The sequence below is a fragment of the Haloplanus ruber genome (assembly GCF_024494725.1).
GTDB classification, from domain to species: domain Archaea; phylum Halobacteriota; class Halobacteria; order Halobacteriales; family Haloferacaceae; genus Haloplanus; species Haloplanus ruber.
The window spans coordinates 1-17,523 of record NZ_JANHDK010000006.1 but is presented as its reverse complement, the minus strand read 5'-3'; the positions used below and the strand labels follow the sequence as shown (position 1 = coordinate 17,523).

Annotated in this window: 16 protein-coding genes; 9 read left to right on the top strand and 7 right to left on the bottom strand. The window is 66.9% G+C overall.

All coding sequences use genetic code 11. The features are described from left to right. Positions 1 to 188 precede the first annotated feature (188 nt). The 6 genes from NO878_RS15960 (at position 189) to pyrF (ending at position 5,604) form a co-directional block, all read left to right on the top strand. On the top strand, positions 189 to 779 hold the full coding sequence (locus NO878_RS15960) for a halocyanin domain-containing protein (RefSeq protein ID WP_256406963.1): 591 nt from the start codon (positions 189 to 191) through the stop codon (positions 777 to 779). A gap of 63 nt (positions 780 to 842) precedes the next feature. Further along, on the top strand, positions 843 to 1,157 hold the full coding sequence (locus NO878_RS15955; protein ID WP_256406962.1) for an EMC6-like membrane protein: 315 nt from the start codon (positions 843 to 845) through the stop codon (positions 1,155 to 1,157). A gap of 1 nt (position 1,158) precedes the next feature. Further along, a complete protein-coding gene (locus NO878_RS15950; RefSeq protein ID WP_256406961.1) occupies positions 1,159 to 2,988 on the top strand; it encodes a ribosome biogenesis/translation initiation ATPase RLI in 1,830 nt (609 codons plus the stop codon). 64 nt (positions 2,989 to 3,052) lie between these two features. Beyond that, entirely contained in the window at positions 3,053 to 3,181 is a 129-nt protein-coding gene (locus NO878_RS15945; protein WP_256406960.1) for a hypothetical protein, read from the top strand. A gap of 37 nt (positions 3,182 to 3,218) precedes the next feature. Beyond that, positions 3,219 to 4,754: an amidohydrolase gene (locus NO878_RS15940; protein WP_256406959.1), complete on the top strand. Its 1,536-nt coding sequence runs from the start codon at positions 3,219 to 3,221 to the stop codon at positions 4,752 to 4,754. Between the two features lie 37 nt (positions 4,755 to 4,791). After that, positions 4,792 to 5,604 (top strand): orotidine-5'-phosphate decarboxylase, encoded by an 813-nt coding sequence (gene pyrF, locus NO878_RS15935; RefSeq protein ID WP_256406958.1) that lies wholly within the window; start codon positions 4,792 to 4,794, stop codon positions 5,602 to 5,604. 4 nt (positions 5,605 to 5,608) lie between these two features. Here pyrF and NO878_RS15930 read toward each other — a convergent pair whose 3' ends face one another. Together NO878_RS15930 and NO878_RS15925 are read right to left on the bottom strand one after the other, a co-directional pair. Beyond that, positions 5,609 to 5,746, bottom strand: coding sequence for a hypothetical protein (locus NO878_RS15930; RefSeq protein WP_256406957.1), 138 nt, complete (start codon positions 5,744 to 5,746; stop codon positions 5,609 to 5,611). 25 nt (positions 5,747 to 5,771) lie between these two features. Next, entirely contained in the window at positions 5,772 to 6,500 is a 729-nt protein-coding gene (locus tag NO878_RS15925; protein ID WP_256406956.1) for a DUF7847 domain-containing protein, read from the bottom strand. Positions 6,501 to 6,597: 97 nt separating this feature from the next. Here NO878_RS15925 and NO878_RS15920 point away from each other — a divergent pair, with 97 nt between their 5' ends. Then, the gene (locus tag NO878_RS15920; protein WP_256406955.1) at positions 6,598 to 7,089 is read left to right on the top strand and encodes a J domain-containing protein; all 492 of its coding nucleotides are present in this window, start codon (positions 6,598 to 6,600) and stop codon (positions 7,087 to 7,089) included. Positions 7,090 to 7,163: 74 nt separating this feature from the next. Further along, positions 7,164 to 8,774 (top strand): GTPBP1 family GTP-binding protein, encoded by a 1,611-nt coding sequence (locus tag NO878_RS15915; RefSeq protein WP_256406954.1) that lies wholly within the window; start codon positions 7,164 to 7,166, stop codon positions 8,772 to 8,774. On the opposite strand, the gene NO878_RS15910 is transcribed toward NO878_RS15915, so the two are convergent. The 5 genes from NO878_RS15910 to NO878_RS15890 are packed head-to-tail and all read right to left on the bottom strand — an operon-like array spanning position 8,771 to position 14,644. Next, positions 8,771 to 9,892 carry an ABC transporter ATP-binding protein gene (locus NO878_RS15910; protein ID WP_256406953.1) on the bottom strand — a complete coding sequence of 374 codons (1,122 nt, stop codon included), beginning with the start codon at positions 9,890 to 9,892 and terminating at the stop codon, positions 8,771 to 8,773. The two genes, NO878_RS15915 and NO878_RS15910, sit on opposite strands and share 4 nt — an antisense overlap. Then, positions 9,889 to 11,016 (bottom strand): ABC transporter ATP-binding protein, encoded by a 1,128-nt coding sequence (locus tag NO878_RS17210; protein WP_256406952.1) that lies wholly within the window; start codon positions 11,014 to 11,016, stop codon positions 9,889 to 9,891. Before NO878_RS17210 ends, NO878_RS15910 begins: the two co-directional genes overlap by 4 nt. Then, positions 11,013 to 11,924 carry an ABC transporter permease gene (locus NO878_RS15900; protein ID WP_256406951.1) on the bottom strand — a complete coding sequence of 304 codons (912 nt, stop codon included), beginning with the start codon at positions 11,922 to 11,924 and terminating at the stop codon, positions 11,013 to 11,015. Before NO878_RS15900 ends, NO878_RS17210 begins: the two co-directional genes overlap by 4 nt. Continuing rightward, positions 11,924 to 12,883 carry an ABC transporter permease gene (locus NO878_RS15895; protein ID WP_256406950.1) on the bottom strand — a complete coding sequence of 320 codons (960 nt, stop codon included), beginning with the start codon at positions 12,881 to 12,883 and terminating at the stop codon, positions 11,924 to 11,926. Before NO878_RS15895 ends, NO878_RS15900 begins: the two co-directional genes overlap by 1 nt. Further along, positions 12,884 to 14,644, bottom strand: coding sequence for an ABC transporter substrate-binding protein (locus tag NO878_RS15890; protein WP_256406949.1), 1,761 nt, complete (start codon positions 14,642 to 14,644; stop codon positions 12,884 to 12,886). Between the two features lie 395 nt (positions 14,645 to 15,039). On the opposite strand from NO878_RS15890, the gene csg reads away from it, so the two are divergent. After that, on the top strand, positions 15,040 to 17,523 hold a 2,484-nt coding region (gene csg / locus NO878_RS15885), incomplete at its 3' end, for an HVO_2072 family ArtA-dependent S-layer glycoprotein (protein ID WP_256406948.1).

Genomic DNA, 17,523 nt, shown 5'->3' with positions numbered 1-17,523 from the left:
CGGCGACCACTTTGGCGACCCGGCGACGCCGACGCCGGCCCCCACGCTCGTGTCCCGTGCATCGGAGTATCTCTACCGCGCCGATTGTGTCTCGACCCTTTTGTATCGTTGGATCGTTCCGAGCGTCTGGGTTCGGGGCACGAACGTATGTCACTCCGGTGCTGTACAGTCGGGTGTAGGTGCATCACATGTCGGATTCGGATGCGATCAGTCGACGGCGGTTGCTTGGAATCGGCGCGACGGCAACGCTCGGCGTGCTCGCCGGCTGTAGCGGCGCGAGCGCACCCACGGCGAGCGACGACGAGTCGGAGACGGAAGCGCAGACGGACGCGGAATCGGCGACGGCAACCGAGACGGCGTCCCCGACGGCGACCGACAGCGGTGGCGACGGCGGAAGCGGGGGCGCCAGCGGTGGCGACGGTGTTCCCGCGGCCGTCTCGGAGTATCTCGCCGACGTCGGCAACTTCGACGGGACGGTACAGGATATGACCGGGCAGGACACCGTCACCGTCTCCGTCGGGGCGGAAGGGAACAACGGCTACTTCGCGTACGCGCCCCCCGCTATCGCGGTGTCGACCGGCACGACCGTCCAGTGGGAGTGGACGGGACAGGGCGCCGGGCACAACGTCATCGCCGAGGACGGTGCGTTCGACTCGGGGTCGATGGTGACCGAGGCCGGGGTACACTTCGAACACACCTTCGAGGAGTCCGGCGTGTACAACTACTTCTGTCAGCCACACAAGGCTCTCGGGATGAAAGCCAGCGTCGTGGTGCGCTGACCGCGACCACCCGTCGCCGCCCGTATCGAACGGCTTTTGATGCCCGGTGCCGGAGAGGCGTGTATGGCTACGGAAACGCAAGCGGGCCTCTCGGGACACATCCGTGGGGTGACCGTCACCACCCTCGCCTGTCTCGGCGGCCTCGTCGCCGCGGTGGTCGCGGGCGTCGTCGTCGGGACTCACCCCGAGGCGGCGGGTGACACCCGGTCGCTCGCCTTCCTGGTGGCCGCGATCGCCGGCCAGTATCCGGTCCTGAAGGCGATCGGCGTCGACATCTCCGACTTCGGCGCGAAGGACCACCTCTACGTGGCGTTTATGACCTTCGCGCTCTGGTTCATCACGTTCGCAATCCTGTTGACCTCCGGCGTCGCCCTCTAACATGGCCGACGACAGCATCGCGGTCGTCGACCTCGACCGGTGTCAGCCCGACCGCTGTAACTACGAGTGTGCGAACTTCTGCCCGCCGAACCGCACCGGCGAGGAGTGTATCGTCACGCTGGACGAGCGCCACGACGACCCCGACCTCTACGACGGTGGCCCCGATCAGATCAGCATCTCCGAGGAACTCTGTCTGGGCGAGACCTGTGGCATCTGCGTCGAAAAGTGTCCGTTCGACGCCATCGAAATCATCAACCTGCCCTCGGAACTCGACGACGAGCCGGTCCACCGCTACGGCGAGAACGCCTTCTCGCTGTACGGCCTGCCGGTCCCCGAGGCGGGGACGGTCACGGGACTTCTCGGCCCGAACGGCATCGGGAAGTCGACGGCAGTCCACGCTCTCGCGGGCGAAGCCATCCCGAACCTTGGCCGGTACGACACCGAACCGGCGTGGGAGACGGTGCTCGACCGCTATCGCGGCACCGCGCTCCAGAACTACCTCGAACGTCTGATGGCCGACGAGGTGAGCGTCGCGCGCAAGCCCCAGTACGTCGACCGCATCCCCGACAGCTTCGACGGGAAGACCCGCGAACTGCTCGCGGGAACCGACGAACGCGGCGTCGTCGACGACCTGGTCGACCGGCTGTCGATCCGCCCGGTGATGGACCAGGCAATCGACACGCTATCCGGCGGAGAGCTTCAACGGGTGGCTCTCGCCGCCACCCTGGCCCGGGACGCTGACTTCTACTTCCTCGACGAGATTACCCCCTACCTCGACATCGGGCAGCGGGTGACCGCCGCGCGGCTCGTCCGCGAACTCGCCGAGGAGGAGGACCGCTCGATGCTCGTGGTCGAACACGACTTGGCCGTCCTCGATCTGCTGGGTGATCGCCTGCACGTCGCCTACGGCGAACCCGGCGCGTACGGCGTCGTCACCGATCCAAAGTCGGTGCGCAGCGGCATCAACGAGTATCTCCAGGGCTATCTCGACAACGAGAACATGCGTATCCGGCCCGAGGCGATCACGTTCGAGGAACACGCGCCCCGCGAGTCGGTCACCGGGACGCCCCTGATCGACTACCCCGATCTGCGGAAATCCTACGGCGAGGACGAGTTCTCGCTGTCGGTCGAGGGCGGGACCATCTACGAGAACGAGGTGCTGGGCGTCGTCGGGCCGAACGGTATCGGGAAATCGACCCTGGCGAAGCTGTTCGCGGGGAACATCGATCCCGAGGGGGGCGACCTCGACTTCCGTCTCGATATCGCCTACAAGCCCCAGTACGTCGAGGTCGACCAGCCGATGCGGGTCGACACCTTCCTCGCGTCGATCACCGACGACTTCGGCACCTCCTTCTGGAACACGGAGATCGCTCGCCCCCTCCAGTTGGAGCAGATCATGGAACAGCAGTTGACGGATCTCTCGGGCGGGGAGCGCCAGCGGGTCGCCATCGCCGCCTGCCTCTCGGAGGACGCCGACCTCTACGTGTTGGACGAGCCCTCGGCGCACCTCGACGTCGAACAGCGGGTGCAGGCGACGACCGCCATTCGTCGGTACGCCGAGAACCACGACGCCACCGCGATGGTCATCGATCACGACATCTACATGATCGACCTGCTGGCCGACCGGTTGCTGGTGTTCGACGGCGAACCCGCCCAGCGCGGCCACGCCGCCACCCCGCAGGATATGCGCTCGGGCATGAACGATTTCCTCGCGGACCTCGATATCACCTTCCGCCGCGACGAGCGGACGGGACGCCCCCGCATCAACAAGCCCGAGAGCCAACTCGACCGGAAACAGAAGCGGCAGGGCGAGTACTACTACGCGCCCTGACGGTTGGGTATCAGTCACACACGACCGCTTCAGGGGTTTACCGCTCCCGACCCGACGTGTCGGTATGGCTACCGCAACTGACGACGACGCCGACACTGAGGGAGGGGAACTCACGCGGCCCCGTTTTCGGGGCTGTGTGGTCTGTTATAGCGCCGAGTGGGTCGCCTACGGGGCGCGGAAGCTGTGGCGGTAGGGACAACAGTTAGGTCCCTCGCCAGCGGCCATCCGGCATGACCGAGGCCGCCGACCTGCTTCTGACGAACGCGGCGGTGCACACGCTCGCCCGCCCCGACGAGACCCACGAGGCGGTGGCCGTCCGCGACGGACGGATCGTCCGCGTCGGCGACACCTACGAACTCGGCTTCCTGGCCGGTGTCGACACCCGAACCGTCGACCTCGAGGGGCGAGTCCTCCTCCCCGGCTTCGTCGACGCCCACACGCATCTGGACGTCGTCGGCCGGAAGCGCGTCCACGCCGACCTCTCGACAGCCGAGAGTCGGGCGGAGGCGCTCGATGCGCTCCGCGCCCAGGCCGACGCCGTGTCCGACGGCGACCCGGTTCTCGGGTTCGGGTACGACGAGTCGGCGTGGGGGGAGGGCGACTACCTCACCCGGGAGGATCTAGACGCCGTCGGCGCCGTGGGTCCCGTCGTCGCCGTCCGCGAGGACCTCCACGTCGTCTCGCTGTCCTCGACTGCGCTGGATCGGTTCGGCGACGACCTGCCCGAGGCGGGCGTCCGGCGCGAGGGCGGGGAACCGACGGGCGTCGTCGTCGAGGCGGCCGCCGAGGCGGTCCGCGACGCCTTCGCCCCCGACGCGGCGGCGACCGAGCGACACCTCCGGGCCGCCCAGGCGGACGCGAACGAGCGGGGCATAACGGGCGTACACGACATGATCCGGCGGTCCCACGCCCCGCAGGTCTACCGTGACCTGGCAGCCGCCGGGGATCTGACGCTTCGGGTCCGACTCAACTACTGGGCCGACCACCTCGACGCCCTCGTCGAGACGGGACTGCGGACGAACCACGGCGATGGGCTGGTCCGCGTGGGTGCGATCAAGACGTTCACCGACGGCAGTCTCGGCGGCCGGACGGCAAAGCTCTCGACGCCGTACGCGGACGCACCCGAGGAGCGCGGCGAGTGGACGGTCAGCCCCGAGGCGTTCCGAGAGCTACTCGAGGGTGCCGAGGCGGCGGGGTTCCAGGTCGCCGCCCACGCCATCGGCGACGCGGCGGTGGACGCCGTCCTCGACGCCTACGCCGACGTGGCCGACGACCCCGCCGAGTCCCGCCACCGGATCGAGCACGCCGAACTCGCGAGCGACGCGGCGGTCGAGCGGCTGGCCGACCTGGGCGTCGTCGCCTCCGTCCAGCCCAACTTCCACCGCTGGGCGGGCGCGTCGGGGCTGTACGCCGACCGCCTGGGCGAGCGCCGAACCGAGACGAACCGGCTGAGTCGGCTGGCCGAGGCGGGCGTTCCCCTCGCCTTCGGGAGTGACTGTATGCCCCTCGACCCGCTGGTCGGCGTCGCTCACGCCGTCGACGCGCCGACCGAAGCCCAGCAGTTGGGCGTGACCGAGGCGCTCCGGGCGTACACGGCCGGTGGCGCGTACGCTGGCTTCGACGAGGACCGACTGGGGACGGTCGAACCCGGCAAGTGCGCCGACCTAGTGGTGCTCGACGACTCGCCGTGGACGGCCGACGAGGTCGCCGCCATCGACGTGGCGCTAACCGTCGTCGACGGCCGGATCGTCCACGAGGCGCTGTAGTCGCAACCTTCTACTCCGCGCCCCGCGGAGTCGGCCCATGACCGCCTTCTTCGACCGCCTGGGCGAGCGGATCGACCGCGTCGACAGCGTCGTCTCGGTCGGCCTCGACGCCGACCCCGACCGGATTCCGGACTTCCTCGACGACCGCGACCTGCCGCGGTGGGCGTTCAACCGCCGGATCATCGACGCCACCCACGAACACGCCGCCTGCTACAAGCCCAACGCTGCCTTCTACGAGGACGCCGACGGCTGGCGGGCGCTCCGCGAGACGGTCGCCTACGCACACGGAAAGGACGTTCCCGTGTTGCTGGACGCCAAGCGCGCCGACATCGGCAACACCTCCCGCCGGTACGCCGACTTGCTCGATGTTGCCGACGCGGTCACCGTCAACCCCTACATGGGGCGGGACTCGCTCGATCCCTTCCTCTCGCGGGCGGACGCGGGCGTGTTCGTCCTCTGTCGCACCTCGAACCCCGGCGGGGCCGACCTGCAGGACCTCGAACTCGCCGCGGGCGAACCCCTCTACCGGCGGGTGGCGGCGCTCGCGGACCTGTGGAACGAACACGGAAACGTCGGCCTAGTGGTCGGCGCGACGGCGCCCGAGGAACTGGAGACGCTGCGAGCCGAGGTGCCCGACCTTCCCTTCCTCGTCCCCGGCGTCGGCGCACAGGGGGGCGACGCCGAGGCCGCGGTGGAGTACGGCCTCGCGGACGGCGTCGGCCTCGTCAACTCCTCGCGCGGGATCATCTTCGCCGGCGAGGAAACTCCGCGCGACGACCCGGGCGCCTACTTCGGCGCGGCGGGCGAGGCGGCAAAGCGACTCAAGACGCGACTCAACCGGTATCGGTAGCGCGTCAGGTCCCCGCCGCGCAGTCGGTACACAGGCCGGTCGCGCGGTCGTAGTGGGTCGCACAGACGGCCGTTCCGCACGTATCGCAGGTGTCGACCGCCATCGCGGACTCACAGATCTGACAGAGGCTCGCGACGCTCACGCTGGGGTCACGGGCGCAAGCGGGTTCAGAGTTCCGGGCGCCCCGCCCCACGCAGTTGATCGAACGCCGCCGACACCGCCGCGACGTTGTACATCGTCACCGGCGCGACGATGACGGCGGTGAGCAGCGGCGTCAGGGCTTCGAGGCCGGCGAGTGCGGTGACGACACTCACCAGCCCGAAGACGACGCCGACGGCGCCACCGAGCGCCGTCACGACGACGAAGAGGCCGAGAATCGACAGGCGGTTGCCGCGGGCAAGCCCCCAACTCCGCCGCATCGCGGTGACGAAGTCGTCGCCCTCGACGGCGACGTACATCGCCACGAACGCGAGGCCGACGAGCAGAAACAGGCCGGGAACGAGCAGGAAGACCAGTCCGACGGTCACGAGAAGCGAGGTCAAGAGGCCGCCGACGACGAGGTTGGGGAGCGCCCACGCGACGCCGTCGGTCCAGAACCCGCGCGGAATGGCGTCGCGTTCGTCGGCGACGAAGGTACGAATCGCCACGAGGCTCAGCCAAGCGAGCGCGAGCAGCGAGGCCGCGACGACGACGGCCGCGACCGACGCGGGGACGGCAACCGGCGTGGGTATCGCAGGCGGGAGTCCCACCCGAGCGTAGAAGGCGTTCATCACGACGTTGAATCCGGTCTGGTAGACGGCGTACAGGACGAGGTAGCCGACGGTGAGGAGGGCGCCGCTCCGGCTGACGAACCGGTAGCCGCCACTCTTCAGGGCGGCACCGATGCGAAGGGACATATCGGCAGGTGCTCGGGGAGTCGACCTGAAGCTTTCGCCGCGTCGCGCGTTCGGCGACGGGCGAGACGCTTACAACGGTGGCGGACGGTGTGTACGTGTGGACAGGGACCGACTCGTGCTGGGCTTGGCAGCGGTGTTCGCCGGCGTCACCACCGTGCTCGTGGTGCTCGCGTTCGTCCGACAGCTGTTCTTGCTGTTTCTGGCGCTTCCCTTTGCGGCGACGACGTACATCATGTGGAACCACGCCACGGGGCGACTGGAGGCACGCACCCGACAGCGGGCGCGACGAGCGTCGGGCGCGGGAACGCGGGTCGGGTCGAACCCCGGCCCCGGTGGCTTCGGTGCGACGGCCAGGGGCACGGCCGGTCGAGGGGCGGCCGGCGGGCGGGCCGGTTCCGGCGCCACGGCCGACCCCGGGCCAACGCGTCGGGAAGCCTACGAGACGCTCGGCCTCGACCCGGACGCCGGCGACGACGAGGTGCGCCGCGCCTACCGGGCGAAGGTCAAGGAGGTTCACCCCGACGCCGAGGACGGCGACGAGGAGCGGTTCAAGCGCGTGAACCGCGCGTACGAGCGACTGCAGGACTGAGTCCGGAGCGGTCGTGTGTGAAACGTACTCACACTACGGAAAGGGTTTTGCCGAGTGATAGCGTATCACGGTCTATGACCGCCGATCGGGCCGTCCTGGAACAGGCCCTAGAGCGCGGCGAGGAGGAGGGCGGCCCAATCGAGTTCAAGGAACGGCTCTCGCGAGACGTTCACCTCGTAGACGGACGGATGGAGAGTCTGGCGGCACAGCTTCGTCACCGCGTGCTGTCGGGCGACGGCGAGGCCACCTACGTCGTCGGCGTCACGGACGACGGCCACGTAGCCGGCATCGCGCCATCGGCGTTCTCGGAGTCGATGGACGTTCTTTCCTTGCTCGCCGAAGAGGCGGGCGCTCACATCGACGACGTGGAGACGTGGGGGGTCGGCCGCGAAGACGAGAACGGACTGGTCGGCGTCGCCACGGTCTGTGAGGGCGCCATCCTCGACACCGACGACAGTCACATCGTCGTCGGCACCGCCGGACACGTCGACCACGGCAAGAGTACGCTCGTTGGCACGCTCGTCACCGGGCAGGCCGACGACGGACAGGGTGGGACCCGCTCGTATCTCGACGTCCAGCCCCACGAGGTCGAACGCGGCCTCTCGGCGGACCTCTCCTATGCGGTGTACGGCTTCGACGAATCGGGGCCGGTGCGGATGGACAACCCCCACCGGAAGTCGGATCGGGCCCGCGTCGTCGAGGAGTCCGAGCGCCTGGTATCGTTCGTCGACACCGTCGGCCACGAGCCGTGGTTGCGGACCACGATCCGCGGGCTGGTCGGGCAGAAACTCGACTACGGACTCCTGACGGTCGCCGCCGACGACGGGCCGACGAAGACCACGCGCGAACACCTCGGCATCCTCCTAGCGACGGAACTGCCGACGATGGTCGCGATCACCAAGGCGGATCTCGTGAGCGAAGAGCGGTTACAGGAGGTCGAACGCGCGGTCGAACGCCTCCTGCGGGACGTCGAGGAGACACCGCTCCGGATCGAGCGCCACGGCGTGAGCGCTGCCGCCGAGGAGATTGGCGACGTGGTGCCGATCTTGCGGACCAGCGCCGTCTCGGGCGCGGGCCTCGACGCACTCGACGACCTGTTCGAGCGCCTGCCGAAGACCAACGGCGGCGACGGTGACTTCCGGATGTACATCGACCGCACCTACTCCGTGACCGGCGTCGGCGCCGTCGCCTCCGGGACAGTCAACGCCGGCAGCGTCGAGGCGGGCGACGAACTCCTCCTCGGGCCGATGCCCGACGGCACCTTCCGCGAGGTGGAGGTTCGCTCCATCGAGATGCATTACCACCGGGTCGACCGCGCCGAGGCGGGCCGCATCGTCGGCATCGCGCTCAAGGGCGTGACCGAACCGGCCATCGAGCGTGGGATGGTACTCCTGCCGGCCGACGCCGATCCCACGCCGGTCCGCGAGTTCGAGGCCGAGGTGGTCGTCCTCAACCACCCCACCCGGATCGGGACGGGCTACGAACCCGTGGTCCACCTAGAGACGATCAGCGAGGCGGCGATTTTTCGCCCCGAGGGCGGGCACCTCCTCCCCGGTGACCGCGGTACGGCGACGGTCGAGTTCAAGTTCCGCCCCTATCTGATCGAGGAAGGGCAGCGATTCGTCTTCCGCGAGGGCCGGAGCAAGGGCGTCGGCACGGTCACGTCGGTCGACAGAGGGGGCTAGTCGTCAGCCGACTCCGACCGGATGACCTCGCGTTCCGTCGTCGACGGCGGCGTGTGGGCCGCCCGCTCGGCTTCGCTCCGGTCGAGCCAGTGACACGCCGCCTCATGGCCGGCGTCGCCCTCGACGTCCTGAAGCGACGGCTTCTGTCCGGGACAGGAGCCGTCGATGAACTCCGGACAGCGCGGGTGGAACCGACAGCCCGAGGGCGGGTTGGTCGCGCTCGGTGGCTCTCCGTCGAGCCCCTTGCGGTCGGCGCGGGTGCCATCCCCGTCGATCTGTGGGATCGCGTCGAGAAGCGACCGGGTGTAGGGATGCTGGGGGTTCTCGAAGATGTCGGCCGTCGCCCCGCGTTCGACGATTTCGCCCGCGTACATCACCGCGATGCGGTCACACACCTGTCGGACGACGTTGAGGTTGTGCGAGATCAGCAGATACGAGAGATCGAACTCCCGCTGGAGGCGGTTGATGAGGTTCAGGATCTGTGCTTGGAGCGTCACGTCGAGCGCCGAAACCGGTTCGTCGAAGACGACGAGGTCGGGTTCGGTCACCAGCGCCCGACAGAGACCGACGCGCTGGCGCTGCCCCCCGGAGAGTTCGTGGGGGTACGCGTCGAGTTGGGACGGTCCCAGCCCAACCTCCTCGAACAGGTCGGCGACGCGCTTCCACTTCTCGTCGCCCGACGCGATGTCGTGGACTTCGAGGGGGCGGGCGACGCTCTGGCCGACGGTCTTGCGCGGGTTGAGCGCCGACATCGGGTCCTGGAACACGTACTGGATCCGGCGCCGGATGGGACGAAGCTCGCGCCCAGAGTGGGTTTCGATGTGTTGGCCGTCGAAGACGACGCTTCCGTCGGTCGGTTCGTAGAGCCGCGAGAGCGTGCGTCCGAGCGTGCTCTTGCCGCTGCCGGACTCGCCGACGATACCGACGGTTTCGCCGGCGTGGACGGTGAGGTCGACACCGTCGACCGCCCTGACGACACGGTCGTCGCCGAGGAGGCGGTCGATCAGCCCCTCGTTGAGCGGGAAGTGCTTCTTGACGTTCGCCGCCTGCAGAAGCTCCCGTGGTCTGGCGTCGGTCGCGTCGTCGTCGGTCGTGGTGTTGTCGGTGGTCGAACTCATCCGTCGGTCACCTCTGTCGGCGACGGCTCCCCGGAGTCGTCCGTGACGGCGGTCACGCCCGCGTCGATATCGGCGTCCGCGTCCCAGGCCACCTCGCCGGGGTCGTCACGTTCGGTGTAGAGGTGACAGCGCGTCGCGTGGCCCGCGTCGACGACGTGTTCGGGGAGCGGATCGGCACACGCCTCGAAGGCCGCAGGACAGCGGTCGCGGAAGGGACAGCCGTCGGGTCGCTCCGTCGGCTCGGGTGCCGAGCCGGGTATCGTCGTCAGTTCGCCGTCGGTCGCCCCGCCCTCGGGGACGCTCCGCAACAGCCCCTTGGTGTAGGGGTGAGCGGGGTGCTGGAACAGTTGCTCAGTGCTTGCTCGCTCCATCACCGATCCCGAGTACATGACCGTCACGCTGTCGCACGTCTCGGCGACGACACCGAGGTCGTGGGTGATGAGCAGAATCGAGACGTCCATCTCGTCACAGAGGCGCCGGAGTTCATCGAGGATGCCCGCCTCGACGGTCACGTCCAGGGCCGTCGTAGGCTCGTCGGCGATGATGAGCGAGGGGTCGCCGCCGAGTGCTTGGGCGATCATCACCCGCTGGCGCTGGCCGCCACTCAACTGGTGCGGGTAGGTCGTCGCCACGTCCGCCGGATCGGCGATGCCGACCGTCTCCAGCAGTTCGACCGCGCGCCGCCACGAGGGCGCCGTCTCGCTCGTCCCCGTGACGTACTTGCGCCGAAGCTCCGAGAGGAGCCCCGCCGACTCGTCGACGTCGCCGTGGTGTCTGACGACCTCGGCAATCTGTTCGCCGACGGTCATCACCGGGTTGAGCGCGGACATCGAATCCTGAAACACCATGCCGATGTCGTCACCGCGGATCGTCCGCATCTCCGCCTCGGATTTGGCGTAGAGGTCCTCACCGCGGTAGTCGAAGCGGTCGGCCTCGACGACCGCCCCGTCGAGCAGTCGCATGACCGACCGGGCGGTGACGCTCTTGCCGCTGCCGGACTCGCCGACGAGACCGTGGATCTCCCCGGGTTCGACCGCAATGTCGACGCCGTCGACGGCGCGGACGTCCGGTCCGCCGTCGACGGGAAACGTGACTCGGAGGTTCTCGACGTCGAGTAGGCTCACGGCGATCCCTCCTCGCCCCGCACGTCGAAGGCGTCACGGAGCGCGTCGCCGAAGAGGTTGATGCCGAGTACGGTCACGACGATGGCGATGCCGGGGATGATCGAGATCCACCAGGCTTGGCCGATGAGGCTCCGCCCCTGTCCGAGCAGCGCCCCCCACGTCGGCGTGGTCGGCTTGACGCCGATGCCGAGAAAGGAGAGCGTACTCTCGGCCAGCATGGCCCGGGCGACGAGCACGGTGAACTGGACGATCAGCGGCGCCACCGCGTTCGGGAGCACCTCTTCGATCATGATCCGGGTGTCGCTCAGGCCGATGTTTTTCGCCGCGAGGACGAACTCCTCTTCACGGATCGAGAGCACCTCACCGCGCGCGAGGCGGGCGAAGTCGTCGATGTACGCGAAGGCGATGGCGGCGATAACGTTCCAGACACCCTGCCCGAACACCGCGACGAGCATGATGGCGATCAGGAGCCACGGGAACGCCCAGAGCACGTCGACAAAGCGCATGAGCGCGTCGTCGACGACGCCGCCGAAGTAGCCCGCAACGAGGCCGAGGCCGATGCCGACGACGGCACCGATGGTGACGGCGACGAGGCTGACTCCGAGGCTGATTCGCGCGCCATACATCATCCGCGAGAGCAGGTCGCGGCCGAACGAGTCGGTCCCGAACGGATGGGCACTCGACAGCGACGGCGCCTGCATGATGGCGTACTCCTGGGCCATCGGGTCGAACGGCGCCAACTCGGGCGCAAAGATCGCCGCGAGGACGAACAGGATCACCGTCGTGAGCCCAAAGGTCGCCTTGTAGTCGCCGGTGAGCGTCTCGCGGAGACGGTCGAACCGGTCGAGTCGGACGCCGAACAGGCGGGTCGTATCGTCGCTGCCGTAGCCGCCGTAGTCGGCGCCCATCAGGCCTCACCTCCGTATTTGATCTTGGGGTTGATCGACATGTACAACAGGTCGACAAAGAGGTTCATGAACACGAAGATGATCGAGATGACGATGACCGACCCCTGGACGATGGGGAAATCCTGACGCTCGATGGAGCGGATGAGCAGGCGACCGAAGCCCTGCACTCCGAATACCATCTCGACGGCGACGATGCCGCCGAGCAAGAGCGCAAAGAGGATGCCCGCGACCGTCACCACGGGTAACAGTGCGTTCTGGAGGCCGTGCTTGAACAGGATCACGCGCGGGGGGAGTCCCTTGGCGCGTGCGGTCTGCATGTAGTCCTCGCCAAGCACCTCCAGCATCGACGAGCGGGTCATCCGGGTGATGATGCCCGCGTACGGGAGCCCAACCGCCGTCGCGGGCAGGATCACGTTGGCGAGCCACGGGACGATCCCCTCGCTGATCGGCGTGTAGCCGTACGACGGGATGGCCGGAATCGCGGTGCCGACCGTCAACAGGAGCACGATGCCGATCCAGAACGACGGCATGCTGATGCCGAGGAAGGCAACGCCAGTGGCGGCGTAGTCCTCCCACTGGTCACGACGCGTGGCGCTGATGATACCTGCGGGAATGGCGATCAGGATGGCGATGGAGATTCCGACGAGGCCGATGCTCAGCGTCGGCTCAGCGGCCCCGATGATGCGGGACGCCACCGGTTCGCCGGTGAAGATCGACTCCCCGAGATCGCCACGGACGAGGTCACCCATCCACCGTGCGTACTGGACGTACATGGGCTGGTCCAACCCAAGTTCCGCACGGACCGCCGCGATGGCGTCGGCGTCGGCGTCGCCCCCGAGGATCAGTCGCGCGGGATCGCCGGGGATCGACCGGACGGCCACGAACACCGTCGTCGCGACGACGTAGACCACCAGCAGCGCTTGTAGCGTCCGCTTTGCCACATACCGTTGGATGCCCATCTATTCGAGTGTCGCGTGATGGAAGTTGCTCAGGCCGGCCTGGTTGCCGACCCCGCCGAGGTTCGAGACACTCACCTTCGGGATCAGCGGGAACGTCGTCATGGCCCAAGCAGCGTCCTCGAGGAAGAGCTCCTCGGCCTGACGCAGGAGTTCCGTCCGTGTCTCCATATCGGAGGTGCCGTAGTCCTGTTCGAGCAGATCGTTGAACTCGGGGTTCTCGTAGAGGTTCGCCTGCCAGGCACCGGCCGAGCCGGACTCGACGGGCGTTTTCAGCTGTTTCCACAGCGACATCCACGGGTCGATGTCGACGTAGCCGTCGTACATCACGAGTTCGTTCTCGTAGCGGTAGAGGTTGTCCCAGTAGGCGGACTCCTGCTGGACGTTGAGTTCGACCTCGATACCGACCTGCGAGAGCATCTCCTGGACGACGGTCATCCGCCGCTCGTCGCTCGGCGCCCCGAGCAGCGAGAGGCTCATCCGCGGTTCGCCGGTGTACCCCGCCTCGTCGAGGAGTTCTTGGGCGGCTTCTGGATCGTAGTACTGGCCCGGGTCCGGTTCCTCCTCGTAGAGCCACGCGATGGCCGGGTTGAACACGGAGTGGGCCGGTTCGGCGTACCCGAAGAAGGCGCGTTCGATGAGCGCCTCGCGGTCGATGGCCATAGCGATGGCCTGTCGGACGCGTGCGTCCGTCGTGGGCAGTTCCTCGTCCGACCACTTGTCGGTCGGCTCACCGGCGCCGCTGGCGTACTGCTGCCACTCAACTTCCGCCGGATCGTTACAGAGCGGGGCAATACAGAACCACGCGCCGGGGTTCGTGCCGACGACGTTCAGGTTGCCCATCGACTCGGCTTGCCCGGCGTTCTGTGGCGGGATGCTGTTGGAGTACTGAATCTCGCCACCCCGCATCGCCGTCCACATGGTCGACGGCTCCGGGATCAGGTCGATCCGCACCGAATCGAGGTACGGCAGCGAATTGCCCTCGTCGTCGGTTCCGAAGTAGCCGTCGTGGGCCTCTAGTTGCAGGTACTCGCCGGTCTCGCGCTCGGTGAGTTCGAACGCGCCGCTGCCCACGGGCATCCGGTTGTACTCGTCGGGGTTCGCCTCCGCCGATTCGGCGTGGACGATGGTGCCGGCCCGCCCCGGCCCGCGCGTCAGGAACGAGATGAAGGGACCGACCGTCTCCGAGAGACTGATCCGCAGGGTTGTCTCGTCCTCGGCGGTGACACTCTCCACCGACGACACCTTCCCCAGGTGCGGGGAGTCGTCGAGGCTCATCAGCCGCTCGAACGACGCCTTCACCGCCTCCGCGTCGAGCGGGTCGCCGTTGTGGAACGTCGCGCCTTCCTGCAGGTCGAACACGTACGTCGTGCTGTCCGGAAGCGACCAGTCGTTGGCCAGGTCGCCGACGATAGCCCCGTCCGGTCCGATCTTCACGAGGCCGCTGTAGATGTTCGAGGAGACGTAAATCTCCTGCCCCTTGTCGATGTAGTGGGGATCGAGATACTCGATTTCGTCGATGTTCCAGCCGGCGGTGATCGACCCGCCGCTCGATCCACTACTCGACTCCTCGGTTTCCATCTCTTCCCCGCCGCTGCTGTCGGTGCTCTCGTCGCTGCCGCCGCCACCACTCTCCGTCTCGGAACCGCCACCGTCCCCGCCGCCGCTACACCCGGCGAGACCCGATAGCCCACCCGCAGCCAGCAGCTTCGTCGCGGTGCGTCGGTCGATACGGGGGCCTTCGAGGTCGTCAGTGTCGAACATATCAGTGGTCCTCGGTGCTCAGTACGTCGTCGCGTCGGTAATCGGCATTATTCGTCTTCTTTCCGCTGCGATCTACGTTCTCCGACCGAATGCTGTCGAACACGTCTGATCGATATGCGAATATCCAACTATATATGACTTTGCTACCAACAATGTCATATTGATTTGATCCCTTGGTGCGATACTGTTCCCTTATACACATACTAGGACGAGGCGGCGGCAGGCGGACGCTCTGGAGGGCGGTAGAGAGGACAGAGAGACAGTACGGTCGTCGCGTCGGCGGTATCGCACACAAGGCATTTTACGCTGACGCCATGAACCATTGACTGGACCTCCAAGGAGCATCCCTCCAGGTCACAGTCGTGTGAGCAACTGCTCCTAGGCTACCACAATTCATGACAGGAACCAGTAGTAAGATTCGCGCGGTCGTACTCGCGGCGCTAATGGTGTTCTCGGTTTTTGCCGGCACCGTCGCGCTCTCCGGGACGACTGCAGCGAGCGTTACGTCTTCGGGAACACCGGAGAACATCGAAATCGGGACGGACAATGAGCAAGCTACAACAGGAATTACTGTCGACGGGCTATCGAATGGCAGCACCGCCGCGATTGAGGTGGACGTTAGTTCACTCACCTCGCTGAGCGGCGTTAACGTCGGCGGCGTAAGTGCATCCGCCGATGGTGGCGGGGACTCAATTAGTACGGGTCCAACGATCAATAGCGGAACGGTCTCGCTCAACGTCTCGGATGACGACACCGGTTCCAACCCCGGCGAAGTGACGTTCAACGTCACCCTCACCGGCATCACCAGCGCCGGTGCGTCGGAGGCTTCGGGACTTGATTACACCGTGCGAGAAGACTTCAATCAAGACGGAACCTTCGAAAACAGTGCCGCGACGAGCACCTTCAACCTAGAGGACACGACCGTTCCGACGGCCACCATCAACAGCGCCACGCCGGGGTCGGTCGCCCCGGACGGCACGGTGACCGTCAACTACGACCTGCAGGACAACGGCGGCACGGGTATCAACACCAGCGCCTCGGACATCGTCCTGAGTGATGCCAACAGCGACACCCTGACCAGCAGCGTGTCGAACGGGACCGGAAACACGGCCACGTTCGACCTCTCGAATCTCCCCGGTGGGAGCGCGGCCTCAGGGTCGATCAGCATCACCCTCAACGCCGAGGACAACGTGACGCTGACGAACAGCGATTCAACGAGCATCAACACCAACTACCCGACGCGGGCGCGCACCGCGAGCGGAACCGGCGACTTCAACACCCAAGATGGTGAGGGCTACATCTTCGCCGGGGCAACGGTCTTCCAGGGCGAGTCGGACGTGTTCCTCGGTAACCAGATTTCCAACGTCCAGAAGGTCGCCGGCAACGACGAGGGTGTCCCCCTCGAAACGCCGAACGTTCCTCAGAGCCAGTCCACCGGTGCCTACTCGACAACCGGTGAGCCGACCTCGAACCCCGGCGTCTACGGTGTGACCGTTCAGACGCCGCGTGTGACCACGCTGGACGTTCTCAACAGCAACGTTGAGGACATCAGTGGTGGCTCGGTCGCCGAAGGGACCAGTCCCAGCAGTTCCTCGGACGGCACCCGCGCCGGTAACCTCACGGTCGTCGGCGCCTGGAACTACAAGTCCGCCGAGAACCTCGAACTGACCGTCGAAGACGACTCCGGTCTCGACGTGACCGGCGACGTCATCGACGACAACGTCGACTATGAGGACGACGCAGGCAATTCGGTGACGCTTGACAACAGCGACCCGGCCGTTCGAACCGCCAACGACCTCAGCAAAGAGGTCGTGAGCGCTGGCGGCAACGACCGCGGTGGGTCGATCTCCGCGAACGAGGTCGCCTACCCTGTTGACCTCGCGAACACGGGTACTGGCACCTACACCATCGAACTCGCTGGTACTGACGACCTCGACTTCGGTGAGGCCGCTCAGACCACGACCATCACCGTCACCGGTGACGACGACGCCAACCTCAACCTCGACAGCGACGAAGTCACGCGCGGTGAGGACGTCCGCTTCGAGATTCAGGGCTCGGACGCTGGTGACCAGCACGTGGTCATCATCGACGCCGACGACTTCCGTGACGGCGTCACCGCGGGCAACGCTGCGCGCATCTTCCGGCAGGTCGGTGACACCGACGAAGTCGGCTACGTGAACGGCGGCGGCGCCAGCGCGATCAACCGCTCGAACGCCGGTCCGACCGACTTCGACTACGCTTACGCGAACATCACCATCGACGACGACACCGGTGTCGGCGTCGGTCAGGTCGAAACCCAGTACCTGAGTGACTCGGACGTCGACCTCACCCTGTACAACTCCTCGACCAGCGTTCCCTTCTCGCTCGGCGGTACGACCGACCAGGAAGGCGAAGAAGACGAGCAGACCCTCACCGTCACCGAGGGTGACATCGAGATCAACTCGCCCGACAGCACCTACGTTGTCGGCAGCGAGATCACGATCAACGGTACGGCGTCGGAAGGCATCGACGAGGTCGCCTTCTTCGCCCGCCGGAACAACGACTACCAGCACGTCACCATCGACGGTGACAACACGGTCAACGTCGACGCTGACGGCACCTTCGACGAGGAAGACGTTGTCCTCTCGGAAGGTAGCACCATCCTGAGCCAGCCCGGCACCTACCGCTTCGGTGCGGTCGACGTTGACGGGCTCAACAACTTCCCGAGCAGCCTGACCACCTCGCAGTTCAACACGAACACGAGCACGCAGCAGTCCCTGCGTGTCACCGACACGGAACTGACCGCGAACGTCAAGACCGTCGGTGGGCAGGTCTCCACGACTGACGACATCGTCAACATCTCCGGGACCGCCTTCGGCGCCCAGAACGTTGACGTGGTC

Bases quoted from the DNA above. Each gene is read 5' to 3' on its own strand.
- NO878_RS15950 (WP_256406961.1), top strand. From the start codon at position 1,159: ATGGCCGACGACAGCATCGCGGTCGTCGACCTCGACCGGTGTCAGCCC.
- NO878_RS15910 (WP_256406953.1), bottom strand. From the start codon at position 9,892: ATGAGTTCGACCACCGACAACACCACGACCGACGACGACGCGACCGAC.
- NO878_RS15895 (WP_256406950.1), bottom strand. From the start codon at position 12,883: ATGGGCATCCAACGGTATGTGGCAAAGCGGACGCTACAAGCGCTGCTG.
- NO878_RS15955 (WP_256406962.1), top strand. From the start codon at position 843: ATGGCTACGGAAACGCAAGCGGGCCTCTCGGGACACATCCGTGGGGTG.
- pyrF (WP_256406958.1), top strand. From the start codon at position 4,792: ATGACCGCCTTCTTCGACCGCCTGGGCGAGCGGATCGACCGCGTCGAC.
- NO878_RS15890 (WP_256406949.1), bottom strand. From the start codon at position 14,644: ATGTTCGACACTGACGACCTCGAAGGCCCCCGTATCGACCGACGCACC.
- NO878_RS15925 (WP_256406956.1), bottom strand. From the start codon at position 6,500: ATGTCCCTTCGCATCGGTGCCGCCCTGAAGAGTGGCGGCTACCGGTTC.
- NO878_RS15915 (WP_256406954.1), top strand. From the start codon at position 7,164: ATGACCGCCGATCGGGCCGTCCTGGAACAGGCCCTAGAGCGCGGCGAG.
- NO878_RS15900 (WP_256406951.1), bottom strand. From the start codon at position 11,924: ATGGGCGCCGACTACGGCGGCTACGGCAGCGACGATACGACCCGCCTG.
- NO878_RS15960 (WP_256406963.1), top strand. From the start codon at position 189: ATGTCGGATTCGGATGCGATCAGTCGACGGCGGTTGCTTGGAATCGGC.
- NO878_RS15940 (WP_256406959.1), top strand. From the start codon at position 3,219: ATGACCGAGGCCGCCGACCTGCTTCTGACGAACGCGGCGGTGCACACG.
- NO878_RS15945 (WP_256406960.1), top strand. From the start codon at position 3,053: ATGGCTACCGCAACTGACGACGACGCCGACACTGAGGGAGGGGAACTC.